Origin of the sequence: Acuticoccus yangtzensis, from assembly GCF_001927245.1 — a bacterium.
In the GTDB taxonomy this organism is placed as follows: domain Bacteria; phylum Pseudomonadota; class Alphaproteobacteria; order Rhizobiales; family Amorphaceae; genus Acuticoccus; species Acuticoccus yangtzensis.
The window spans coordinates 84,335-106,881 of the sequence record NZ_MJUX01000005.1; the positions used below are offsets into that span (position 1 = coordinate 84,335).

20 protein-coding genes are annotated in these 22,547 nt (G+C 69.0%); 9 read left to right on the top strand and 11 right to left on the bottom strand.

Annotation, left to right across the window (positions count from 1 at the left end; translation table 11 throughout):
• Nucleotide 1 precedes the first annotated feature (1 nt).
• From ku to BIX52_RS13800, 4 genes are all read right to left on the bottom strand, one after another.
• Entirely contained in the window at nucleotides 2-1,000 is a 999-nt protein-coding gene (gene ku / locus BIX52_RS13785; protein WP_075221668.1) for a non-homologous end joining protein Ku, read from the bottom strand.
• Between the two features lie 3 nt (nucleotides 1,001-1,003).
• On the bottom strand, nucleotides 1,004-1,282 hold the full coding sequence (locus BIX52_RS13790) for a Rho termination factor N-terminal domain-containing protein (RefSeq protein WP_075221669.1): 279 nt from the start codon (nucleotides 1,280-1,282) through the stop codon (nucleotides 1,004-1,006).
• A gap of 121 nt (nucleotides 1,283-1,403) precedes the next feature.
• Entirely contained in the window at nucleotides 1,404-3,179 is a 1,776-nt protein-coding gene (locus BIX52_RS13795; RefSeq protein ID WP_075221670.1) for a transporter substrate-binding domain-containing protein, read from the bottom strand.
• A complete protein-coding gene (locus BIX52_RS13800; protein ID WP_157956263.1) occupies nucleotides 3,179-4,360 on the bottom strand; it encodes an extracellular solute-binding protein in 1,182 nt (393 codons plus the stop codon). Before BIX52_RS13800 ends, BIX52_RS13795 begins: the two co-directional genes overlap by 1 nt.
• Nucleotides 4,361-4,524: 164 nt before the next feature.
• Between BIX52_RS13800 and BIX52_RS13805 the strand changes: the two genes are divergently transcribed.
• Entirely contained in the window at nucleotides 4,525-7,620 is a 3,096-nt protein-coding gene (locus BIX52_RS13805) for a mechanosensitive ion channel domain-containing protein (RefSeq protein WP_075221672.1), read from the top strand.
• A gap of 174 nt (nucleotides 7,621-7,794) precedes the next feature.
• Here the strand turns inward: BIX52_RS13805 and BIX52_RS13810 are convergent, their stop codons facing one another.
• Nucleotides 7,795-8,598 carry a sulfite exporter TauE/SafE family protein gene (locus BIX52_RS13810; RefSeq protein WP_075221673.1) on the bottom strand — a complete coding sequence of 268 codons (804 nt, stop codon included), beginning with the start codon at nucleotides 8,596-8,598 and terminating at the stop codon, nucleotides 7,795-7,797.
• Nucleotides 8,599-9,017: 419 nt separating this feature from the next.
• Here BIX52_RS13810 and BIX52_RS13815 point away from each other — a divergent pair, with 419 nt between their 5' ends.
• Nucleotides 9,018-9,761, top strand: a complete 744-nt coding sequence (locus BIX52_RS13815; protein WP_083660266.1) for a metallophosphoesterase family protein — start codon at nucleotides 9,018-9,020, stop codon at nucleotides 9,759-9,761.
• A gap of 18 nt (nucleotides 9,762-9,779) precedes the next feature.
• Here BIX52_RS13815 and BIX52_RS13820 read toward each other — a convergent pair whose 3' ends face one another.
• Nucleotides 9,780-10,625: a uracil-DNA glycosylase gene (locus tag BIX52_RS13820; RefSeq protein WP_075221674.1), complete on the bottom strand. Its 846-nt coding sequence runs from the start codon at nucleotides 10,623-10,625 to the stop codon at nucleotides 9,780-9,782.
• 153 nt (nucleotides 10,626-10,778) lie between these two features.
• On the opposite strand from BIX52_RS13820, the gene BIX52_RS13825 reads away from it, so the two are divergent.
• Genes BIX52_RS13825 through BIX52_RS13835 form a run of 3 tightly spaced genes read left to right on the top strand, consistent with a single transcriptional unit; the run spans nucleotide 10,779 to nucleotide 13,795 of the window.
• The gene (locus BIX52_RS13825; RefSeq protein ID WP_075221675.1) at nucleotides 10,779-12,440 is read left to right on the top strand and encodes an electron transfer flavoprotein-ubiquinone oxidoreductase; all 1,662 of its coding nucleotides are present in this window, start codon (nucleotides 10,779-10,781) and stop codon (nucleotides 12,438-12,440) included.
• A 16-nt stretch (nucleotides 12,441-12,456) separates the two neighbouring features.
• The gene (locus BIX52_RS13830; protein WP_075221676.1) at nucleotides 12,457-12,717 is read left to right on the top strand and encodes a zinc-finger domain-containing protein; all 261 of its coding nucleotides are present in this window, start codon (nucleotides 12,457-12,459) and stop codon (nucleotides 12,715-12,717) included.
• A gap of 1 nt (nucleotide 12,718) precedes the next feature.
• Nucleotides 12,719-13,795 (top strand): FAD-dependent monooxygenase, encoded by a 1,077-nt coding sequence (locus BIX52_RS13835; RefSeq protein ID WP_075221677.1) that lies wholly within the window; start codon nucleotides 12,719-12,721, stop codon nucleotides 13,793-13,795.
• A gap of 24 nt (nucleotides 13,796-13,819) precedes the next feature.
• Here the strand turns inward: BIX52_RS13835 and BIX52_RS13840 are convergent, their stop codons facing one another.
• Nucleotides 13,820-14,104, bottom strand: coding sequence for a DUF1467 family protein (locus tag BIX52_RS13840; protein WP_075221678.1), 285 nt, complete (start codon nucleotides 14,102-14,104; stop codon nucleotides 13,820-13,822).
• Between the two features lie 221 nt (nucleotides 14,105-14,325).
• Between BIX52_RS13840 and ltnD the strand changes: the two genes are divergently transcribed.
• From ltnD to BIX52_RS13860, 4 genes are read left to right on the top strand one after another with little or no spacing between them, the layout of a single operon-like run.
• Nucleotides 14,326-15,228: an L-threonate dehydrogenase gene (gene ltnD, locus BIX52_RS13845; RefSeq protein WP_075221679.1), complete on the top strand. Its 903-nt coding sequence runs from the start codon at nucleotides 14,326-14,328 to the stop codon at nucleotides 15,226-15,228.
• Nucleotides 15,228-16,466 (top strand): 3-oxo-tetronate kinase, encoded by a 1,239-nt coding sequence (otnK, locus tag BIX52_RS13850; protein WP_075221680.1) that lies wholly within the window; start codon nucleotides 15,228-15,230, stop codon nucleotides 16,464-16,466. Before ltnD ends, otnK begins: the two co-directional genes overlap by 1 nt.
• Nucleotides 16,463-17,113: a 3-oxo-tetronate 4-phosphate decarboxylase gene (otnC, locus tag BIX52_RS13855; RefSeq protein WP_075221681.1), complete on the top strand. Its 651-nt coding sequence runs from the start codon at nucleotides 16,463-16,465 to the stop codon at nucleotides 17,111-17,113. Before otnK ends, otnC begins: the two co-directional genes overlap by 4 nt.
• The gene (locus BIX52_RS13860; RefSeq protein WP_075221682.1) at nucleotides 17,110-17,859 is read left to right on the top strand and encodes a hydroxypyruvate isomerase family protein; all 750 of its coding nucleotides are present in this window, start codon (nucleotides 17,110-17,112) and stop codon (nucleotides 17,857-17,859) included. The genes otnC and BIX52_RS13860 overlap by 4 nt, the downstream gene beginning before the upstream one ends.
• Nucleotides 17,860-18,123: 264 nt before the next feature.
• On the opposite strand, the gene mce is transcribed toward BIX52_RS13860, so the two are convergent.
• The 4 genes from mce to nuoN all read right to left on the bottom strand — a co-directional run bounded on the left by mce (nucleotide 18,124) and on the right by nuoN (nucleotide 22,465).
• Nucleotides 18,124-18,522 (bottom strand): methylmalonyl-CoA epimerase, encoded by a 399-nt coding sequence (gene mce, locus BIX52_RS13865; RefSeq protein ID WP_075221683.1) that lies wholly within the window; start codon nucleotides 18,520-18,522, stop codon nucleotides 18,124-18,126.
• Between the two features lie 93 nt (nucleotides 18,523-18,615).
• Complete coding sequence (locus tag BIX52_RS13870; protein WP_075221684.1) at nucleotides 18,616-20,289, bottom strand: ribonuclease J; 1,674 nt, start codon at nucleotides 20,287-20,289, stop codon at nucleotides 18,616-18,618.
• Entirely contained in the window at nucleotides 20,286-21,074 is a 789-nt protein-coding gene (locus BIX52_RS13875) for a biotin--[acetyl-CoA-carboxylase] ligase (RefSeq protein ID WP_083660267.1), read from the bottom strand. Before BIX52_RS13875 ends, BIX52_RS13870 begins: the two co-directional genes overlap by 4 nt.
• On the bottom strand, nucleotides 21,023-22,465 hold the full coding sequence (gene nuoN, locus BIX52_RS13880) for an NADH-quinone oxidoreductase subunit NuoN (protein WP_108676578.1): 1,443 nt from the start codon (nucleotides 22,463-22,465) through the stop codon (nucleotides 21,023-21,025). Before nuoN ends, BIX52_RS13875 begins: the two co-directional genes overlap by 52 nt.
• Nucleotides 22,466-22,547: the final 82 nt, after the last annotated feature.

Sequence of the window (22,547 nt, forward strand, 5' to 3'; positions counted from 1 at the left end):
GTCAGGCGCTCTTCTTCTGGCGCGTCTCCGTCTGACGTTTGGACGCGGCCTTCGACGTTTTCGCCGCCGTCCCCGTCGTTTTCGCACCAGACTTCGCGGTGCTCTTGCCGGCCGTCTTGGGGGTGGTTTTCGCGCTTGTCTTGGGCGAACTCTTCGCCGGGGCCTCGGCGGCGGTTCGACGGGTCCGCCGCGCGGCGGGCTTGTCCTCCGCGCCGGAGCCCGCCTTGTCGTCCAAGCTCGCCTTCAAAGCGTCCATCAGATTGATGACGTTGGAGCCCTTCTCCCTCGCCGCCTTCTCGGGCTTGATCTTGCCGCCCTTCAGCTTGGACTCGATCAGCCCCTTCAGCGCCGCCTGATAGTGGTCGACGAAGGTGTCCGGCTCGAATTCGCCGGACCGCGCGGTGATGAGGCTCTGCGCCATGTCGACCTGATCGCGCGAGACCTTCACCTCGCCGATGTCCTCGAAGTAGGCGTTCGATTCGCGCACCTCGTCGGCGAAGCGCAGCGTCTCCAACAGCATCCCGTCGCCGCACGGCTGGATCGCCACGATCCGCTCGCGCCGGGACAACACGATCTGGCCGAGCGCCACCTTCTTGGCTCCGCGCAGGGCATCGCGGATGGTCACGAAGGCTTCGGCTGCCATGTCCCCGTCAGGCGCCAGAAAATAGGGCCGGTCGAAGTAGATCGGGTCGATGTCGTCGAGGTCGACGAAGCGCGACAGGTCGATGGTGTGGCGCGTCTCGACCTGGAGCGAATCCAGCTCCTCGTCGGTCACGGGGACGTATTTGTCGCGGTCGTACTCGTAGCCCATGACGATGTCGTCACGCTCCACCGGCCCCTCGTCGGGCACCACGTTCTGGATGCGCACGCGCTCGTGCGTCTCCTTGTGGATGCGGTGGAGGGAGACGCGCTCGGTGTTCGTCGTCGCCGCATAGAGGCGCACGGGAAAGGAGACGAGTGCGAGGCGGACATGGCCCTTCCAATAAGCGCGCGGGGCCATGGCTCAGTGATTCCTGAGGGCGTCGATCAATTCGCCTTTGGACATCTTGGACCGGCCGTCGATGCCGATCTCCTGGGCGCGGGCGTAGAGATCGTCCTTGGTCATGTCCTCGTAGGCCGGGGCCTTCCCGCCCTTCTTGGACGGCTGGGAGCCGTTCGCCTTGGCGTTGGCGATCCGCGCCGCCTTCTCCTTGCTGGCGCCGTCATCGCGCAGCGCCTCGTAAGTCTCGGGGTCTTTGACCGAGGGGCCGGGGTCTTTCCGCTTCGTCGCGCCTTTTGCCATGGGATCCTCGCCGGGGTGGCGGCGCCCCTACGGCGCCCTGTCCACAAACGTTCCGCAGAACGAATCACCAACGAGGAATCACGGCGAATCGTTCCGCCGCGATGTCAAGTCCGTGTGAGGGTCAGGGAGCGGGGGCCGACACCGCCGTCACCAGATCGCGGTCGAGGTTGCGAGCCAGAATGGCGTCGAAGTCACCGTCCGCGCGCAGCTTGGCGAGGGCGGCGTTGATCGCGTCCAGAAGGTCCGAATCCTGCGGCCGCACGCCGATCGCCGCGGGCCGCGCCAACTGGTCCTCCCCTTGCGTGATGGTGGAGGAGAAGCCGAAGCGGCGCCCGAGCGGGGTGGACAGGAACTCGCGCCGGGCGGTGATGGCGGCGGCGAGCACACCGTCCAGCCGGCCGAGGACGAGGTCGATCCACATGCCCTCGTTGTGCGGGTAGAGGCGCACCTCCTTGGGCTCCGGATAGGTCTTCTCCAGAAAGCTGGCCTGGGGCGTTCCGGCCAGTGCGCCGTAGACGGCGCGACCGTCCTCCGCATCGCGCCGAGCCGAACGCGGCGTCACGAACCGCACGCTGAGGCTGAGATAGGGCGCGCTGTAGGCGATGGGCGAGCCCGCTTGGGCCGCGATCGCCGGTGTGGCGACGGCAAAGGCGACGCGCCTGTCGAGGAGCGCCTGAATGATGTCCTCGGCGGCCATCGGCATGATCTGGCAGTTCGCCTTCATGGTGCGGCAGAGCGCATTCACGAGGTCAACGTCGAACCCGCTGCGCACGCCGAAGCGTCCGGCGAAGGAGAACGGCGCCGCGTCGTCCAGGATCGCGACGTTGATCGGGGTGCTGCTGCCGGCGGCGGCGGCTTGGGCCGGAGCCGCCGCGGCCGCTTCGACGGGGATGCCGAGCGCACCGGCCGCGGTGGCGGCGGAGTCGGCCGAAATGCCCGTGGTGGCGCCGCTCGATTCGGGCGGCGTGGTGAGGCCGAGCGCGCCTGCGGCGGTGGCCGCCGTGCTCTCGTCCTGCGGATCGGCGGTGGCGCTCGCGGATGCGGCGTCGCCGGCCGTGCTGCTCTCCGCGCCCGCCGCATTGTCCGGCGGCGAGGTGAGGCCGAGCGCGCCCGCGGCGATCGCGGCGGCATCGTCGTCCTCGTCGACGATGTCTTCGACGTCGGCGTCCACCTCGGCCGTGTCGACGTCATCAGTCGCGCCCGCGGCGGCGGGGGCGGACGGTTCCTCGGTCACCGGGGTCACCGGCGCTCCTTCGACGGTCGCGTCCGCCGCGTCGGTCGCAACTTCGGCGGCGGTCACCGCGTCGGCCGTCGCCGCTGCCGGCGCTGCCGTTTCGGCGGAGGGGGCCGCGACATCGGCCGAGGTCGAAGTCTCGGCCGGGGCGCCCGTCTCCACAGCGCCCTCGGGGGATGCGTCGGCCTCGCCTCCCGGCGCCGCGGCGGGCGCCTGCGCCGCGGCGGGTGCCGGTGCGGATGCCGCTGCATCGGCGGCTTCCGATGCGGGCGTTGCCGACTCGGCCGTCTGTCCTTCCGGTGCCGGATTTTGTGCCGCAGCAGACGGTTCCGCATTCTGAGGTGCGTTGTCCGTGGCCGCGGCGGGCGCCGCAGCGTCGCCGGTCGCGGTCTGCGGCAACGGCGCGGCAGCCTCCCCGGCGGATGGGGAAGACACCTCCCCGGCCTCGGGTGCGGCGACGGGACGCCCATCCGCGTCGAAGGTCATGTTGCGGTCGCTGTGGGCGGGCGGATCGGTGAGGCCGAGCCCTGCGGCGCCGATCGCCGCATCCTCCGAAAGCCCCGATGCGCTGTCGGCTCCGGCATCCTGTGCGAACGCCGGTGCGTGGGTCGCCTGGGCGGCGAGAAGCGTGAGGGCCGTCAGCCCCGCGAAGACAATGCGCATCAGTTCACCTGTCGGCTGGCGCGGCGGGCGGCCAGTTCAATGACACGGGTCGTCGCCTCGGGGTCCGCCTCGCCGTTCAGCATGTCACGCACGGCCGCAGCCACATCGTCGGCAAGGTCGAGATAGTTCGCGCCGTAGCGATCGACCGGAGCGGCCACCAGTTGATCCACGCTTTCGCCGATGATCCGCAACACCGCATTCACGGCCAAGATTTCATCCTCGTCGTAGAGGGCACGCCATGTCGGGGCGAGGCCGTAGGCGAGCGCGGCGCGCCGCTGCTCGGCCTCGCTCGTCATGAAGGCGGCGAGCTCGGTCGCCGCCTCGCTGCTGCGCGAGTGGCGCGACACCCCCGTGTACCAGGTCGAGACCAGCAGCGGCGACGTGCCTTCCTCGCCCCGGCCCTGGGGCCGCAGCACCGTCGCCACGTCCTGCGCCACGGCGGAGCTGCGCACCGCCGTCAACGCCGTGGATCGGGCGACGAGCGCGGCCGTGATGCCGCTCGTGAAATCGTTGATGGCGCCCTGCGCGGTGGTGCTCGTCACGCCCGACGTGGTGACCGACCCGATCGCGCTGTTGAGAAGCTGCAGCGCGGTCAAAAGCGCGTCATGGTCCTGCAGCCCGCTCGCCCCGACGGAGTAGACCCAGTCCAGGAAAAGCGGGAAGAGCGTCGGCCCGGCGGCGCCGAACGCCAGTCCGTTGGCCCCGTCGCTCGGCGCCGACATCAGACTGTCGCGCAAGTCCGACCACGCTTTGGGATCGTCGCCCAGGACGTCGCTGCGCATGAAGAGGAGCGTCACCGCGACATGCTGCGGCAGGCCGACGAGCCGGCCGGCGTCGCGGCCGATCTCGAGGATGCCGGGAAGCTCTGTCCCCGCGGGTGGCTCCGGCAAGGTCGCAAGGTCGCCGCCGAGGGCGGGGATCCAGCTCTCGGGAAACTGCAGCACGTCGATCCGGGGGCTCTGCACATCGAACAAAGCCCGGTAATTCTCCAGCGAGGTTCGCCCATTCGGATCGGCGCTGACGACACGCACCGTGTGTCCGCTCTGCCGGGCGAAGCGGGCGGCACTCTCGCTACAGAATTCGCTCGCCTGTCCGACGGAGAGGCAGGCCAGCGTCAAATCCGCCGCCTTCAACGGGCTCGCGGACAGGCACACCAGCGTGGCAAGAAGCAGCAAACGCACGCATTTTACTCCACTCAATCGACGACGTGCGGCAGGGTCGTCCCGCCCCCGGTTTGCTCAATTCCGGCGCGCAGGAGTTGTCTCTACCGCCCGGTCGTCATAGTCCGGGTCCTGGCGCGGCCACAAGGTCGGGCCATCCGTTCTGTCCGCGTCACGAGTTCTCAATGGTCTCCATCGTCGTCCGTTTCTGCCTTGCGATCCTGGTTTCCGCCCTGGTTGTCGGGGCGTCCCAGGCTCAGACCGTCGACCTTGCCGCCCTCAAGCGCCAACTGGCTCAGATCGAGGGCGACACCCGCAACGTCGATATTGCCATTGAGCGGCAAAGGGCCGAGAATGCCCGCCTCATCAACGTCTTGAGTCAGGTGCGCGACACCGGCCAAGGCGTCACCTTCGAGGAACTTCGCCAGGCCCAATTCGAGGTCGACATCGCCCGAACCCGGCTCCTGACCCTCGCCCACCGGCTGACGGAACAGGACCAGCGCGCCGACCAGTTGAGCGCCCAGATCGTTTCGGCCACCGCCGCGCTGAGAGCCAACGAGCGCGACACCTTGCAGCGCATTCTGGACGAAGCGGCGATCGACTGGCGCGACAGGATCCGCACCGCGTCGACCACGATGATGTCGCGCCTCGCCACCTTCCAGGCCCTGTCGGCCGAATATCTCAATCTGCGCGAGGAGCAGCTCAGCATCCTCCAGCGCTACATCAGCCTCGATGCGCTCGCCGGTGTCGGCGACGTGGAGGACAGCCCGGTGGTGACGCGCCTCAGGCGCCTCGTCAACCAGCTCGCCCAGCAGGCGATCACCCTCTCCAACGAGGCCGCCAACATCGTCGACGGCAACCCCGCCGCGGTGCAGCGCCGCAACCTTCTGCGCCTGCGCTCGGACGAGGCGCTGCTGCGCTCCAACACCCGCCTCACCGACATCGCCATCGTCGAATCGCGCAGCAAGCTCGCCGCCTTGCAGCCGATCCGCGAAGAGCCGTCGATCCCGATCCGCCTGTTCGACGAAGCGATCGACACGCTGGAGGATGCGCTGGAGCTCCTCGCCCAGCGTGCCGAGACGATCGCGCTGAACCGGGATGGGCTGGGCGACCTCAGCCGTATCCTTGCCGAGCCGACGCAGGACGCCGTCCAGGCGCGCGCCCTCAGCGAACGCATCAACGCCCTCAGCACCCTCCTCGACGATCAGGCCGAGGAGATCGGCTCGCTTCAGGAGCAGATCGGCGACGAGATCGGCGCCCTGTCGCGTGAGCGGGCGGTTCGCGAGCGCGCCGTTCTCCTGACGCGCGAAGTGGCCCGCACGGACCAGGCCGCGCGCGAACGCATCGCCGCCGAGGTCGCCACCATCCCGCAGAAGCTGCGCGACATCTACGAAAGCCGGATGCTGGAGGTGATGACCGCCGTCGAGGTGGCGCCGCAGCGCACGCTCATCCTGTTCGGCGCGGTGATCCTGGTGCTTCTCGCCTTCACCTTCTATCTGCGCCAGAGCCTCCTGCGCCGCTTCATCTCCGCCGATGCCACCCGCGCCACGGAGATCCCGCTGGAAGTCGTGCGGCGGAACCTCTTCTGGCTCTTCCCCGTCGCCGCCTGGTACGCCTTCGCGGTGATGTTCCAGATCTCCGAGGAAACGACCATGTCGATCCTCAAGATCATCGTCATCCCCGCCGTCGCCGCCTCGCTGCGCGACTTCACCCAGGTCATCGTCTCACGCCAGACCTACGGCCAGCAGCGACGCATCGGCACCATCATCACCCGCGCCACGGAAATCGCCGTGGTGCTGTCGGCGGCCTTCGTGCTCGCCTACGTGGTGCTGGGCGAACTCAACCTGCTGCCGTCGACCGAAACGGCGATCAACCGTCTCGCCTACTCGGTGTTCGTGCTGTCGGGCCTGCCGATGCTGCTCTTCGTGTTCTTCTTCACCGCCTCGCGCGGCGGGGGATCCTACGGGCACATCCGCCGGTACATCGCCGCGGTGCTGTCGCTGCTGCCACCCGTCGCGCTGATCGCGACAGGCGTCACCGGCCTCCTGGGCTACACCCGCCTCGCGGTCATGATGCTGGAAAATCTCGGCCTCGCGATCCTGATCATCGCCGCGCTGGCCCTTGCCGTCGGCATCCTCAACGACCTGATGGAGGGGATCACCGCGCGGATCCGCACCAAGGACCCGGCGCGCGCCTTCTTCGCGCGGGCCAACTTCCTGCAACCGCTCAACCGTGCGGCGCAGATCGTGCTCCTCGCCGTCACCATCGCCGTGTGCGTGCAGATCTTCGGCTTCACCGCCGAAACGCCGGTCATCCGCGAAGTGGTGACCTTCTGGCAAACCTCGGTCTTCACCGCGGGCGGCACCACCTACACGATCGGCAGCGTCATTATCGCCGCCCTCGCCTTCGCGTTCGTGTTCTGGGTGGCCGGTTGGAGCCGGCGCGTCGCCTACACGGTGGTCTTCGGCAAGATGAAGGACATCGGCATCCGCCAGTCCCTCTCGGTCTTCGCCCAGTATGTCGTGGTGGTGATCGGTGTCATCATCACCCTCTCGGCCATCGGCTTCGACATCACCACCCTCACCGTGTTCGCAGCCTCTCTCGGCGTCGGCATCGGCTTCGGCTTGCAGAACGTCGTCAACAACTTCATCTCGGGCCTGCTCCTCCTGGTGGAGCGGCCGCTCAGGATCGGCGACATCGTCACCGTGGGCGCCAACTCGGGTACGGTCATGCAGATCGGCATCCGCTCCATGCGCATGAAGACGTTCGACGAGTTCGACCTCATCGTGCCCAACTCGGCGCTGATCTCCGATACCTTCACCAACTGGACGCGCACCAATTCGGTGATGCGCGTGATCCTGATGGTCGGCATCGGCTATGGCGACGATCCGGACCTTGCGATCAGCCTCGTCTATGACGCGCTGGAGGAGCACCCCGGCGTTCTGAAGGCACCGGCGCCGATGGTCACGGTCGAAGAGTTCGGCGACAACTCCATCAACCTGCGCGTCTGCTACTACATCGACCTCTACGGCAACTATTCCGGCTTCAAGGTGAAGTCGGAGGTGCTGACGCGGGTGGTCCGCAGCTTCGGCGCCAACGGCGTGTCGATCCCGTTCCCGCAGCGCGACATTCACGTCATCACGCCGCGCGCCGCGCCCGAGGTGCAGGGCAGCACCACCATCGTCCCGCGCGACACCCGCGAGAACGACTGGGTCGCCGACGCGATCGAGGCCGCCGGTGTCGATAGCGACGACGACCACGGCGGCAAGGACCCCGGCTAAAAGACCCCGGCGAGGGAGCCAACAGGACCGACGCCGAACAAAAAGGCCCGCCCTCGATCGAGGGCGGGCCTTTGTTCGTGCCGGGTCAGGGACGCCGGAGTTGCTGCGTGAGGCAGGCCCCCGTCTGACGCGGCGAGGGACCGAGACCGTCCGGCTGGCGCCGCCGAGGTCGCCTCAGAGGCTCATCAGCATCTTCACCGAGGTGACGGCGAGGAAGAGGGCGAAGATGCGCCCCAGCCAATCCTGCGGGATGGTGTGGGCGAGCTTGGCGCCGAGCGGTGCGAACGCCATCGACAACGGTGCGATCAGCGCGAAGCCGATGAGATTGACATAGCCGACGCTGCCGATGGGAAGACCCGGCTCGCCCCACCCGCCGATGGCGAAGCCGATGACGGCCGGCACGGCGATGACGAGGCCGATGGCCGCCGCCGTACCGACCGCCCGGCGGATCGGGATGCCGCACAGGGTGAAGATCGGCACCGAGAGCGAGCCGCCGCCGATGCCCATCATCGTGGAGATGCTGCCGATGAAGATGCCGATGCCGGTGATCCACGGCTGGCCCGGCAGAGCCGGCGCGATCTGGCGGCCCTTGAAGAAGGCCATGTGGATGGCGACCAGCAGCGCGACGCAGCCGAACACGGCCGTCAGCGCCTTCGCGCTCACCGCGGTGCCGACCAGAACGCCGATGATCACGCCGATCACCACCCCCGGCGCCACACGCTTGAGCAGACCGACATCGACACCGCCGCGTTTATAGTGCGATCGTGCCGAGACGATGGAGGTGGAAATGATCGTGGCGAGCGAGGTTGCCACTGCAAGGTGCATCCGCACCTCTTCCGGCACCTCCGCGAAGGGCAGCAGATAGAACAGGACCGGGACGATGACGATGCCGCCACCGACGCCGAGCAACCCGGCGATAATTCCCGCGAGGGACCCGGCGACGGCGAGGATCGCCGCGAAGAAGAGAATATCGAGCACGTGGACCTCGATGGCACGACAGAACAGGTGAGACCGAGCCCGGCAGGAACCTGCCGCACGCCGCCTCGCGATGGACGCCCGCCCGCCCCAAGGCGATGCGGAGCAAGGGTGTGCCCGCCCGGCGGCCGCACTGGCCGCCTGCGGCAAGACCGCCGGGACGAAGCGGACCGCCGCGCCGCAGGAGACTACTGCGACGCTGATGACCGCCGCGACGCAGCAGGGCGTTGGACCATCCGTCGCCCGCAGCACCTTGCGGGCGTCCGCCCGGTCCCAGCAGCGTCCGGCACACCCCGGTCCGCACCGCCCCCAGCCTGTGCAGCGGGGCGGACGACCGAGGGGACGGCGGAGACGGGAGCCGGTGCGGCCCGGTCGGGCACACGTGAAGAGTTCTGCGCCGCGCCGAACCCGTGCGCAAGCACATGATGCAAAATAGCTGGAGAGAGTGCCCCAATGCCCGGCTGCCGGAAGGCCTGCGGATCTACGCCATCGGCGACATCCACGGCGCGGCGACCATGCTGGACAAGCTTCTGGCGCTGATCGACGACGACATCGCGGCGGACCCGCCCGCGCGCGTCTCGGAGGTCTTCTTGGGTGACTACGTGGACCGCGGGCCGGACTGCGCGGGCGTGTTGCGGCGCCTGCGCGAGGTGCGGGCGGACCGCGAGCGCATCCACCTCATGGGCAACCACGAGCAGGCGATGATCGACGCGCTCGGCAACGGCACGCTGATGAGCCGCTGGCTGGCCTTCGGCGGCGAGGCGACGCTCGCCTCCTACGGGATCGACGTGCGGCAATGGCTGCACGACCCGCAGGCCCTTCAGCCGATGGCGCAGGCGGTGATCCCGGAAGAGGATCTCGTTCTTCTCGGCCGCCTCACCTCCTCGCATCAGGTGGGAGGGGTCGTCTTCGCCCATGCCGGAATTCGGCCCGGGGTCGCGCTCGGCGAACAGGCACTGCACGACCTCCTTTGGATCCGCGAGGATTTCTTGGACCACGAGGGTCCGCTCCCCGCCTTCGTGGTCCATGGCCACACCCCGGTCGATGTTCCCACCGTCACCCCTTGGCGGGCCAATGTGGACACCGGCGCCGTCTATGGCGGGCGGCTCACGGCGATCGTGCTGGAGGACCGCCGCTACCGCCTCCTCAGCGTCGACCATTGCTAACAGAACGGAATTGCGCGCTCAGGCGCCGCGCTCGGCCAGCTTGCGGCGCACGGCGATGAGGTCCTGCCAGGCGCGCCGCTTCTCCGCCGGCGTGCGCAACAGGTAGGCGGGGTGGAACATCGCCACCGCATCGATCTCGCCCGCCTCTCCGGCGTCGAACCTCACCCAGCGGCCGCGCTGGCGCATGATGCCGCTGTCCACCGAAAACAGCGTCTTCGCCGCAGAGCCTCCCAACGCCACCAGCACCTTGGGCCGCACCAGCGCGATCTCGCGGCGCACGAACACCTCACAGGTCGCGGTCTCGATCGGGCTCGGCGTGCGGTTGGCGGGCGGGCGCCAGGGAATGACGTTGGAAATATAGACGTCCTCGCGCTTCAGCCCGATCGCCGCCAGCATCTTCTCCAGAAGCTGCCCGGACCGGCCGACGAAGGGGCGGCCCTCCTCGTCCTCGTCCCGCCCCGGCGCCTCGCCGACGAACATCACCGGCGCGCCCACCGGCCCCTCGCCGAAGCAGGTACTGCGGGCGAGGGTCTTCAGCGGGCACCCGTCGAACCCCGCCAGCGCCGCGTGGAGCGAGGCGAGATCGGCCGCCCCCCGCGCAAGCTCCCGCGCGGCGTGGACGGCCTCGTCGTCCTCGGCGGCGGGCGGAGCGTCGTCCCACTCGTCGCTCTCGGTAAGGGGAAAATCGTCGGCCTCGGCGGCGGCCATCATCGCGGCGAGGCCCGCCGGCGCTCCGGCTGCGGACGGCGCCACCGGCTCGCCCTCCTCGAAGCGGTTCACCGGAGCGTCCATCAGCCGCGCGGTCACACCGCACGCGGCAAGGAAGCCGTGGAGAGGATCGTCTTTGTATTGAAGCTCTTCCATCCCGGCCCACCTTCGACGTAGACAAAGCTAAACCAACAGCGCGCGGCCCTCAAATCCGCGCCGAACGAGTCGCGGCGACGCCGCACGACACAAAGCGGCCTTGCCGCCCTGACAATAAGCGGCAGAGCCGCGCCGAGAGACAAGAGGGAGCCCATGGCCATCGAGCGCGAGCGCATGGACTATGACGTGGTGATCGTCGGCGGAGGGCCGGCCGGCCTCTCCACCGCGATTCGCATAATGCAGCTTGCCGCCGAACGCGAGGAAGAGCTGACCGTCGTCATCGTCGAGAAGGGGTCCGAGATCGGCGCCCACATCCTCTCGGGCGCCGTCATCGACCCCTCCGGCCTCGACGCTCTGCTGCCCGGCTGGCGCGACGACCCGGACTGCCCGCTGAAGACCAAGGTCACCTCCGACGTCTTCAAGGTGCTCGGCCCGGCCGGCGAGCTGCCGCTGCCGAACTTCGCCATGCCCTCCTTCATGCACAACCACGGCAACTACGTCGGCTCCCTCGGCGACCTCTGCCGCTGGATGGGCGCCAAGGCCGAGGAACTCGGCGTCGAGATCTATCCGGGATTTGCCGCCGCCGACGTCGTACGCGGCGAGAACGGCGAGATCATCGGCGTCGTCACCGGCGACATGGGCGTCGCGAAGGACGGGTCCGAGAAGGATTCCTTCACGCCCGGCATGGAGCTGTGCGGCAAGTACGTGGTGTTCGCGGAAGGTGTGCGCGGCTCGCTCTCCAAGCGCCTCATCAAGGAGTTCAAGCTGGACGAGGGCCGCGAGCCACAGAAATACGGCCTCGGCATGAAGGAGGTCTGGCGCGTGCGGCCGGAGGTCCACAAGCCCGGCATGGTGGTCCACACCATGGGCTGGCCGCTCGACAACCAGACCGGCGGCGGCTCCTTCATGTACCACTATGGCGACAACCTGATGGCGGTCGGCTTCGTGGTCCACCTCAACTATAAGAACCCGAACATGGACCTCTTCAAGGAGTTCCAGAAGTTCAAGACCCACCCGATGATGGCCGACTACCTCGACGGCGCCAAGCGCGAGGCCTATGGCGGCCGCGCCATCTCCGAGGGCGGCTATCAGGCGGTGCCCAAGCTCGCCTTCCCCGGCGGCGTTCTGGTCGGCTGCTCGGCCGGCTTCGTCAACGTGCCGCGCATCAAGGGCAACCACAACGCCATGTTGACCGGCAAGATGGCGGCCGAGCATCTGGTGGAGGCGATCGCCGAAGGGCGCTCCGGCGACGTGCTGGAGAGCTACGACGCGGCGTGGCGCACCTCCCCCGTCGGCCGCGAGCTCTACAAGGTGCGCAACGTCAAGCCGCTGTGGTCGCGCCTCGGCACAGCGCTCGGCGTCGCCGTCGCCGGGGTAGAGATGTGGGTGAACCAGCTCCTCGGCACCTCCCCGCTCGGCACCCTCAGCCACAAGGGGCCGGACTTCGCCCAGCTCAAACCCGCCGCCAAGTGCAAGCCGAAGACCTATCCCAAGGTGGACGGCACCATCGTCTTCGACCGCGCGTCCTCGGTGTACCTGTCCAACACCAACCACGAAGAGGACCAGCCGGTGCACCTCAAGGTCCAGGACATGGACCTGCAAAAGAAATCCGAGTTCGATGTGTACGGAGGCCCGTCGGCGCGCTACTGCCCTGCGGGTGTCTACGAGTGGGACACGCAAGGCTCGGAGCCGCGCTTCGTCATCAATGCGCAGAACTGCATCCATTGTAAGACGTGCGACATCAAGGATCCGAACCAGAACATCAATTGGACCACGCCCGAAGGCGGCGGCGGCCCGAATTATGTCGGCATGTGAGCCGTAAGGAGCGACGATGGCAGATCACGCGACACCGCTGTTTCACAACACCGTCGGAGTGCGGAAGGTGACCATCGGCGCCAAGCGCTTCATGTGCATGGGCGCGCTGCCGCCGTTCGACCACCCGCACGAGTTCCTGGACATGGGCGGCGATTCGGAAACGATCTGCCCCTATTGCTCCACCGTCTACGCCTTCGACCCTTCGCTGAGGGAGCACGACGCGCGGCCGACCCAGTGCATCACCGACGCCAAGGTCGCCCGCGGCTCGACCGTCTAACTTGTTCGTCGTCGTCGGGGCCGGGATCGCGGGGCTCGCCGCCTCCCTGGCGCTCGCCGAATTCGGCGAGGTTCACGTTCTGGAACGCCGCGCGCCCGATGCCGCCAACGCGGGCGCCGGCATTCAGATCTCCCCCAACGCGGTGAAGGCGCTGGCGCGGATCAGCGCGGCCGCCGCCGTCACCGCCGTGGCCCACACGCCGGACGCGCTGGTGGTGCGCGCCGCAGGCCGCCGCGGTGCGATCACGACACTCCCCTACGGCAGCGCGATGCTGACGCGCTACGGCGCGCCCTACCTCACCGCATCGCGCGCCGCGCTCCATGGCGCCCTTCTCGCCGCCGCCCTCAAACGCGGCGTGAAGGTCCATTATGACCGCAACGTTCGTCAGGTCCGCCGCTACGACGACCACTGCGCCGTCGACGGGGTGGACATGGAGGCGCGCCTCGTCATCGCCGCCGACGGTGTCAACTCGGCGATCCGCCACGCGGTCGTCGGCGATGCGCCGCGCTCCACCGGCTGGATCGCCTGGCGCGGCCTCGGTGACACCTCAGGCGCGGCCACCGAGCTCGTGATGGCGCCGGGCCACCACCTCGTGCGCTACGCTTTGACGGATGCGGACGCCAACTGCGTACTCGTCGCGCCGGAGAAGAGCCGCGGGCCGGGCGGCATCGCCCGCACCCACACCGGGCCGCTGATCGCCGATGTCGGCCGCTGGGCACCGTGGCCGATCGCGGTGCGCCCGCGCCACGTCTTCGCCGCGGGGCGCGTCGGCTTCATCGGCGATGCGGCGCACGCGATGGTGCCCTTCATGGCGCAAGGGGCGGCCATGGCGCTGGAGGATGCCGCCGTTCTCGCCCACGCCGTCGCCGCCCACGGTCCGACGCCGGACGCGCTGACCGCCTACGCGGACGCCCGCGCCCCGCGCACCCGTCGCATCGCCGCCATGTCGGCCGAGCAGGGGCAGATCTATCACATGCCCTTCCCCCTCAACCTGGCGCGCGACCAGACGATGAAGACGCTGGGGCCGCGCATGCTCCATCGCCGCACCGACCCCGTCTATCGCTGGACCGCCCCCTGAACGGGAGCGCCCATGGAGAGCGCCTCAGCTTTCCCCATATTCCGGCACCGGCGGCGGCTTCGGAAACGGCAGATCGTCCAGCGTCAGCCCGCTGTTCAGCAGCAGATAGACGCCGATGAAGACGACCACCGACACCGCCGTCGTGATCCCCATCCGCCGCTTCAGGTTCATGCGCGCCGGCGCGCCGGGGTCGGCGCCGGGCACACGGTCGCCCTCCGCGTCGGGCCGCCTGTCGCCGAAGGTCAGCACCGGGAAAAAGACCAGCCACCAGATGATGAAGAAAATGGCGACGGCGCTGATGGGATCCATCGGGACCCTCCAAGGGGAAGCTTCACTGACGGCCCTGGACTAGCCCGTTTCGCCCTTCAGTGCGAGCGGGCCGCCCGAACAGGGTGTCGCGCCCGCCGGTTGGTGGACGCGGGAGGTCGTCCCATGCTCAATAAAGCCCTTCGGCCGACAGAGGCCGCGTCAACACAAGATCGCCGCACAGGCGACGCGATGATAGGAGCCGCCCGCCGGTGACAACGTCCATGAGATCACCTGCCAAAATCGCCGTCATCGGGCTCGGCTCGATGGGCTATGGCATGGCCCGCAACATCCTGAAGGCCGGGCACGAAACCTGGGGCGCCGACATCAACGCCGCCCGCGTCGAGGCGCTTCAGGCCGAGGGCGCCGCCGCGACCGCACTCGCCGAGGCGGCCCCGACGCTCGACGCCGTGGTGACAGTCGTCCTCAACGCGGCCCAGACCGAGGCGGTGCTCTTCGGCGAGGACGGCATCGTCCCGCGGCTGCGCAAGGGCGCCGTCGTCGTCGCCTGCGCCACCGTCGCGCCCGACTTCGCCCGCCAGATGGAAGCCCGCTGCGCCGAGGCCGGCGTCCTCTTCCTCGACGCGCCGATCTCCGGCGGCGCCGTCCGTGCCGCGTCCGGCGAGCTTTCGGTCATGGCTTCCGGCAGCGCCGACGCCTTCGCCGCCGCCCGCCCGGTGCTGGACGCCACATCCGCAACGGTTTTCGAGCTCGGCGATAGCGCGGGCGCCGGGTCCGCCATGAAGGCCGTGAACCAGTTGCTGGCCGGAACCCACATCGCCGCGATGGCCGAGGCGATGACCTTCGGCATGACCCAGGGCGTCTCGCCGGAGCTCTTCATGAAGGTCATCCCCCAGTGCGCCGGGGCGAGCTGGATGATCGAGAACCGCGGCCCCCATATCGTGGACGCGGACTATACGCCGCGCTCCACCGTCGACATCTGGCCCAAAGACCTCGGCATCGTCATGGACATCGCCCGCAGCGCCAAATTCGGGGCGCCGCTGACCGCCGCGGCCTTGCAGCAGTTCCTCGCCGCGTCCGGCTCCGGCCTCGGCGCCGAGGACGATGCCGCCGTCGCCAAGGTCTATGCCCGCAACGCCGGCATCAAACTGCCGGGAGACGCATGATGCGCCTCGGCTGCATCGGTGACGACTTCACCGGCTCCAGCGACCTTGCCAACACGCTCGCCAAAGGCGGCATGCGCACGGTGCAATATGTCGGCGTGCCCTCCGGCCCGGCCGATCCGTCCGTGGAGGCCGGAGTCGTCGCGCTGAAGTCGCGCTCCATCGACCCGGCGGAGGCCGTCGCCCAGTCCCTCGCCGCGCTGGACTGGCTGCGCGCGCAGGGCTGCACGCAGTTCTTCTTCAAGTACTGCTCCACCTTCGATTCGACCGCCGACGGCAACATCGGCCCCGTCGCCGATGCGCTGGCCGACGCGCTGGATGCCCGCCAGGTCATCGTCTGCCCCGCCTTCCCCGGCACCGGGCGGTCGATCTATCAAGGCCACCTCTTCGTGAAGGACCGGCTCTTGTCGGAAAGCGGGATGGAGAACCACCCCATCACGCCGATGACCGACGCCGACATCCGCCGCTGGCTGGCCCCGCAGACGCGCCACACGGTGGGCCATGTCGCCGCTCCCGCGGTGTTCGCCGGACCGGACGCCATCGCCGCGGCGCTGGCCGCCGAGGACGCCGCAGGGCACCGCCTTATCGTGGTCGACGCGATCCGCGACGAGGATCTGATCGCCATCGGCCGCGCCGCCAAGGATCTGCCGCTCATCACCGGCGGCTCTGGCGTGGCGCTCGGGCTTCCGGCGAACTTCGGCGCATCGCCCGGCGCCGTGCCGTGGACGCCGCAGGACGGGCGCACCGTCGCCCTCTCCGGCTCCTGCTCCAACGCCACCCGCGCCCAGGTCGCCCGCCACGCAGCGTCCCACCCCGCGCGCGAGATCGCCGCCGCCGACGTCATCGAGGGTCGGCTTTCCGCGCGCGACATCGCCGATTGGCTGCTGGCGGCGGACGGCATCCCCCTCGCCTTCTCATCCGCCGACCCCGCCGCGGTGCGCGCCGTGCAGGACCGGTTCGGCCGCGAGCGCGCCTCGGCCGCGCTGGAGGGCCTCTTCGCCGAGGTCGCCCGCCTCGTGGTCGCGGGCGGCGCAACCCGGCTGATCTCGGCCGGCGGCGAGACGTCCGGCGCCGTCGTCGAAGGGTTGTCGCTAGAGGAACTCGCGATCGGCCCCGAGATCGACCCCGGCGTGCCTGCGCTGCGCGCGCGCCCCGATCTCGTCGTCGCCCTGAAGAGCGGCAACTTCGGCGCCGACGACTTCTTCGAGAAGGCCGCCCGCATCCTGGAACACGGCGCATGAGTGCCGAGGCCCGGCTGCGCGAGACCCTCTGCGACTTCGCCGCGAGCCTCTTCGCCCGCGGCCTGACCCACGGGTCCACCGGCAACATCTCCGCCCGCACCGAGGACGGCGGGCTCATCGTCTCGCCGACCGGCACCAGCTTCGGCCGCCTGGACCCCGCCCGCCTCGCCCGCTTCGATGCCGCGGGGCAGCACATCGGCGGTGACAAGCCGACCAAGGAGATGCCCCTCCACAGCGCCTTCTACGAGACGCGCGGGACCGCGGGCGCCGTCGTCCACCTCCACTCCAGCCACTCCGTCGCCCTGTCGATGATGCCGGATGTGGACCCGGACGACTTCCTGCCCCCGCTGACCCCCTACGCGCTGATGAAGCTCGGCCGGGTGAAGCTGCTCCCCTTCTTCCTCCCCGGCGACGCCGCGATGGGCGATGCCGTGCGCGGCCTCGCCGGAAAGCGCACCGCGGTGATGCTCGCCAACCACGGCCCCGTGGTCGCGGGCAAGGACCTGGAGGCGGCGGTGACCGCCGTCGAGGAGCTTGAGGAGACCGCCAAACTCGCCCTCCTCACCCGCGGGCTCTCCCCGCGCATGCTGACGGCCGATCAGGTCCGCGCCGTCGTGACGACATTCGATGTGGAGTGGGACGGATGAAGTTTTCCGCAAATCTCGGCTTCCTCTGGGCCGATCTGCCGCTGCCCGAAGCCATCCGCGCCGCCAAGGCCGCCGGGTTCGACGCCGTGGAATGCCACTGGCCCTACGATGTGCCGCCCGCCGACGTCGCCGCCGCCCTCGCCGAGACGGGCCTCCCCATGCTGGGCCTCAACACTCGCCGCGGCGCCCCCGGCGAGAACGGGCTCCTCGCGCTTCCGGGCCGCGAGGCGGACGCACGCGCCGCCATCGAGGAGGCCATCGCCTACGCCCGCGCCATTCAATGCGGCGCGATCCACGTGATGGCGGGTTTCGCCTCGGGGCCGGACGCTGCGCGCACCTACCGCGATAACCTCGCCTTCGCTTGCGCCGCCGCGCCCGAGATCACGATGATGATCGAGCCGCTGAACCGGCACGATGCGCCCGGCTACTTCCTCACCACCACCGCCGAGGCGGCCGCCGTCATCGGTGACGTCGCCGCCCCCAACCTGAAGCTGATGTTCGACTGCTACCACGTGGGGCGCATGGAGGGGGACATCACCACCCGCTTCGCCGCGCTGCTGCCGCTCATCGGCCACGTGCAGTTTGCCGCCGTGCCGGACCGCGGCGCCCCGGACCACGGCGAGCTCGATTTCGGGTTCATTCTGCCGGAGCTGGTACGCCTCGGTTGGGATCGCCCCCTCGGCGCCGAGTACAAGCCCGGCGGTGAGACCGGCGCGACGCTGGGGTGGCTCGAACGGTTTCGCTGAGGGGGCGGTACCGCCTGCCTCCGGCGGGCTCGGGCTCACCAATGGTCAGGGCCCGCCTGACCACCGGAGCTGCCATCCCCCCTGCACCGCATGGCAGAGACGGCGGCACCTTGCCAAGGACAAGCGGCTAAAGCCGGCCTACGGCTCCTTTGCAAGGCACCACCGCCTCCGCCGAGGGTTTGGGGCGACGGCGGCTCCGGTGGTCAGGCTGAGTGGCCCCGATCCTGTTCGCGCCTCACGTGGCGTGCGCGGGCGCCGCGCGGGTCAGACCTGTTCCAGCTCCGTGAGCACGCCGGAGACGTCCTTCGGGTGGATGAAGATCACCGGCTTGCCGTGGGCGCCGATCTTCGGCGGACCCAGCACCCGTGCGCCGCCGGCCGTGACCTGCTCCACCGCCGCCTCGATGTCGTCGACCTCGTAGCAGACGTGATGCAGCCCGCCGGACGGATTCTTGGCGAGGAAGGCCGCGATGGGTGAACCCTCGCCAAGCGGTTCGAGCAGCTCGACCTTGGTGTTCGGCAGTTCCACGAAGACGACGCGCACGCCATGCTCGGGCAGGTCCTGCGGCTCGGTCACCACAGCGCCCATCGCCCCGCGATAAACCTCCGACGCCGCGGCGACATTCTGCACCGCAATGGCCACGTGATTGAGACGCCCGATCATAGATCCTCCCGCTTCGCCTTTGCCCGGCCTGCCGCCCGTCTTAGGCTGGCGGGCCGCCGCGGCAAAGCACCGAAATCACGCGGGGCCCCGCGGTCAGGAGGCGTTGACCACGAAGACGTGGCACAGCGGCTTCTTGCCCCAGTTCTGCGACATGTGAGAGCGGATCGCCCGCCGCGCCGCCTGCACCACCGTGTCCCGATCGCGCCGGCGATTGCGCGGGATCGATTCGATCGCCCCCGCGATCTCGTCCACCAACTGCTCGCGGAAGGTCTCGCCGCCGTCGTCCCGCGCGGGGATGCCCATCAGCACCACCATCGGGTCGTCGTCCAGCTCGTAGCGCTCGTCCAGCGTCACGACGGCGGTGACGACACCCGCGAAGGCGAGCGCCCGCCGTTCGCGAACGTTGGACTCCTCCGGCGTGCGCAACAGGCGGCCGTCCATCAGGAACATCGACGGCTCGATCTCGTCGACGACCGCGGCCGGGCCGGGATCGAGACGCGTCATCTTGCCGTTGCCGGTGAGGAAGACGTTGGCGATGCCGTTCGCCTCCGCCAGACGCTTATGGGCGGCAAGGTGCACCGGCTCGCCGTGGACGGGGATGAGGAGTTTGGGTTTCAGCCAGCCGTAGAGCTCGACCAGCTCGTCCCGCCGCGGGTGGCCGGAGGTGTGCACCAGCCCCTGCGCGTCGGTGACGACCTCGATGCCCTGCAGCGCGAGGCCGTTCATCACCTCGTTCACCGCTTTCTCGTTGCCCGGAATGGTGCGCGAGGAGAAGATGACGCGGTCGCCCTCGGACAGCGCCACGCGGGGGTGAGTGTCGCCGGCGATGCGGGCGAGCGCGGCCCGCTCCTCTCCCTGGCTGCCGGTGAGGAGCACCAGCACCTTGTCGCGCGGCAAATGGCCGACATCGTCCTCGGACAGGAAGCGCGGCAGGCCGTCCATGAAGCCGCACTCGGTGGCGACCTCGATGACGCGCCGCATGGCACGGCCCATCACCACCACATGACGGTCGCACGCCGCCGCAGCCTCGCAGATCGCGCGGATGCGGGCGACGTTGGACGAAAACGCGGTGACGGCCACGCGGTGGGGCGCGGTCTCCACGAAGGCGCGGATCCCCGCCGCGACTTCCAGCTCGGACGGCGATCGGCCCGGACGGGTGGCGTTGGTGGAATCGCACATGAGGGCGAGAACGCCCTCCTCGCCCAGCTCCTTGAAGCGGTCGACGCTGATCGCCGGGCCGACACCGGGATCGGGGTCGATCTTCCAGTCGCCGGTGTGGACGATCAGCCCGTGTGAGGTGCGGATCGCCAGCGCCGTCGGCTCCGGAATGGAGTGCGACACGGCGACGAGCTCGACACTGAAGGGGGCGAGGTCGATCGTTTCACCGGGCTTCACGACGGTGACGTCCGGCGCGATCAGCTTGCCATTCTCCACCGCCTTGGCCTTCAGAAGGCCGGCGGTGAATTGCGTGGCGAAGACGGGCACCTTCAGGCGCGGCCACAGGTCCAGCAGCGCGCCGTAGTGGTCTTCGTGGGCGTGGGTGATGACGATGCCGACGAGGTCCTGCACCTCCTCCTCGATGAACGAGGTGTCCGGCAGGATGAGGTCGATGCCGGGGTGCCAGCGCGGCTCGGCGAAGGTGACGCCGCAGTCGACCATCAGCCACTTGCGGTCGTGCGGCGGCCCCACCCCGTAAAGGGCGAGGTTCATGCCAATTTCGCCGACGCCGCCGAGCGGCAGGAAGACGAGCTCCGAACCCTTCTTCATAATGCGGCCTTGAGGAAGACGTCCCCGGCGCTGATGCGCTCGAGGCGGTTGTCGGGACGGCGCAGCATCAGCCGGCCGGTCTCGTCCAGCCCCTCGAACACGCCGGAACGGGTTTCGTCGTCGAGCCGGACGTCGATCGGGCCGCCGATGCCTGCGGCGCGGTCCAGCCAGCGCGCGCGGATGGTGGCGACACCGTCGCCATGGCCGAGGGCGTTGAATGTCGCCGCGGCCTCGCCAATCAGCGCGGAACGGACGATGTCGACGGAGAGGTCGGGCCTATGCGCCTTCAGGTGCGTCGCAGGCATGGTCTCAGGGTGGTGCGCAACATTGACTCCATAACCGACCACCACGCGCCGCTCCGTTCCCGCCCATTCGCTTTCGATCAGGATCCCCGATACCTTGAGGCCCGTCACCAGCACATCGTTGGGCCACTTCAATGTGGCCGTGATCCCCAGTTTGGCAATGGCGTCGGCCAAGGCCACGGCTGCCGCGAGCGGCAGAATGCCGAACGCTTCGTTCGACCATGTGGGGGCAAATGCGAACGAGGCGTAAAGGTTTCCGCGCTCCGACACCCACGGCCGCCCGCGTCGCCCGCGCCCGGCCAATTGTCGCTCCGCCGCAACCCACACGCTGGCGCCGGTGGCGCGCAGATGCGCCATGGCGTCGTCGTTGGTGGACCCGACGTCGCCCGCCAGGATCAGCGTCGCAGAGGCCGGGTCCGCGCGGCCGGGCGTCAAAAGAAGCTCTGCGCCGCGGCCGTCGCCGCCGACAGGATCGGCGTCCACACCAGGAAGAAGAGCAGCGAGAAGGCGCCCGCGACGGCCAGAACCGTCCTGAGTTCACCCGCCATCGGCTCGAACCTGTCGCGTGGATCGTCGAACATCATGATCTTGATGACGCGCAGATAGTAGAAGGCCGACACCGCGGAGGACAGCACGCCGATGATGGCGAGCGGAATGAGGTCAGCCTTCACCGCCGCCAGGAACACGTAGAACTTGGCGAAGAAGCCGACCAGCGGCGGGATGCCCGCCAATGAGAAGAGGAGCAGCGTGAACGCCGCCGCCATCCACGGCTTGGTGCGCACGAGGCCCGCGAGGTCGGAGATGTCCTCCACCATGCCCTCGTCCGCACGGCGCATGCCGAGGATGCAGGCGAAGGTGCCGAGCGTCGTGATCATGTAGATGGTCATGTAGACCACCACGCCGGTGACGCCTTCGGGCGATCCGGCGGCGAGGCCGACGAGCGCGTAGCCCATGTGGCCGATGGACGAATAGGCCATCAGCCGCTTGATGTTGGTCTGGCCGATGGCCGCGAACGCCCCCAGAACCATCGACATGATCGACAGGAAGATGACGATCTGCTGCCAATCCGTGGAGATCGGCTCGAACGCGGAGAAGACGACGCGGGTGAAGAGCGCCATCGCGGCGACCTTGGGCGCGGCGGCGAGGAAGGCCGTCACCGGGCTCGGCGCACCTTCATAGACGTCGGGCGTCCACATGTGGAACGGCACCGCCGACACTTTGAAGGCGAGACCCGCCATGACGAAGACGAGGCCGAAGATGACGCCGAGCGAGGCGTCGCCGTCCGACAGGACGCGGGCGATGTCCGGGAAGATGGTCGCCCCGGTGAAGCCGTAGATCAGCGTGATGCCGTAGAGGAGCATGCCGGACGACAGCGCGCCGAGGACGAAATATTTCAGACCCGCCTCGGTCGAGCGCGTGGAGTCGCGGTTGATGGCGACGGCGCAGTAGATGGCGAGCGACTGAAGCTCGAGGCCCAGATAGACGCCGATCATGTCGTTGGCGGAGATCATCAGCATCATGCCGACGGCCGACAACAGGATCAGCACCGGATACTCGAACCGGCCGAACGCCTGGTGCCGCGCGAAGCCGATCGTCATCAGGATCGAGATCGCCGCGCCGATCAAGGCGAGGATCTTCAGATAGCGCGCGAACCCGTCGACGATGTAGGCGCCATCGAAGGTGGTTTGGCCGGGGGTCGTCAGACAGATGGCGACGATCGCGCCGATGATGCCGACGATCGCCATGATGGAGATGGTGGGCGTCGCCTCCTCGTCGGAGAAGGCGCCGGCCATGAGAAGGACGATCGCGAACAGCGCCAGGATGATCTCCGGCAGAAGCGGCGCAAGCGATGGCAGATCAATGTGGTTCATCATTCGCTCGCTTGGGTCTCGTTCGTCTCACCCGGTGTCTCGGTCCCCGGCGCCTCGCCCTCGGCGGCCGCAGGGGTGGCGTCGC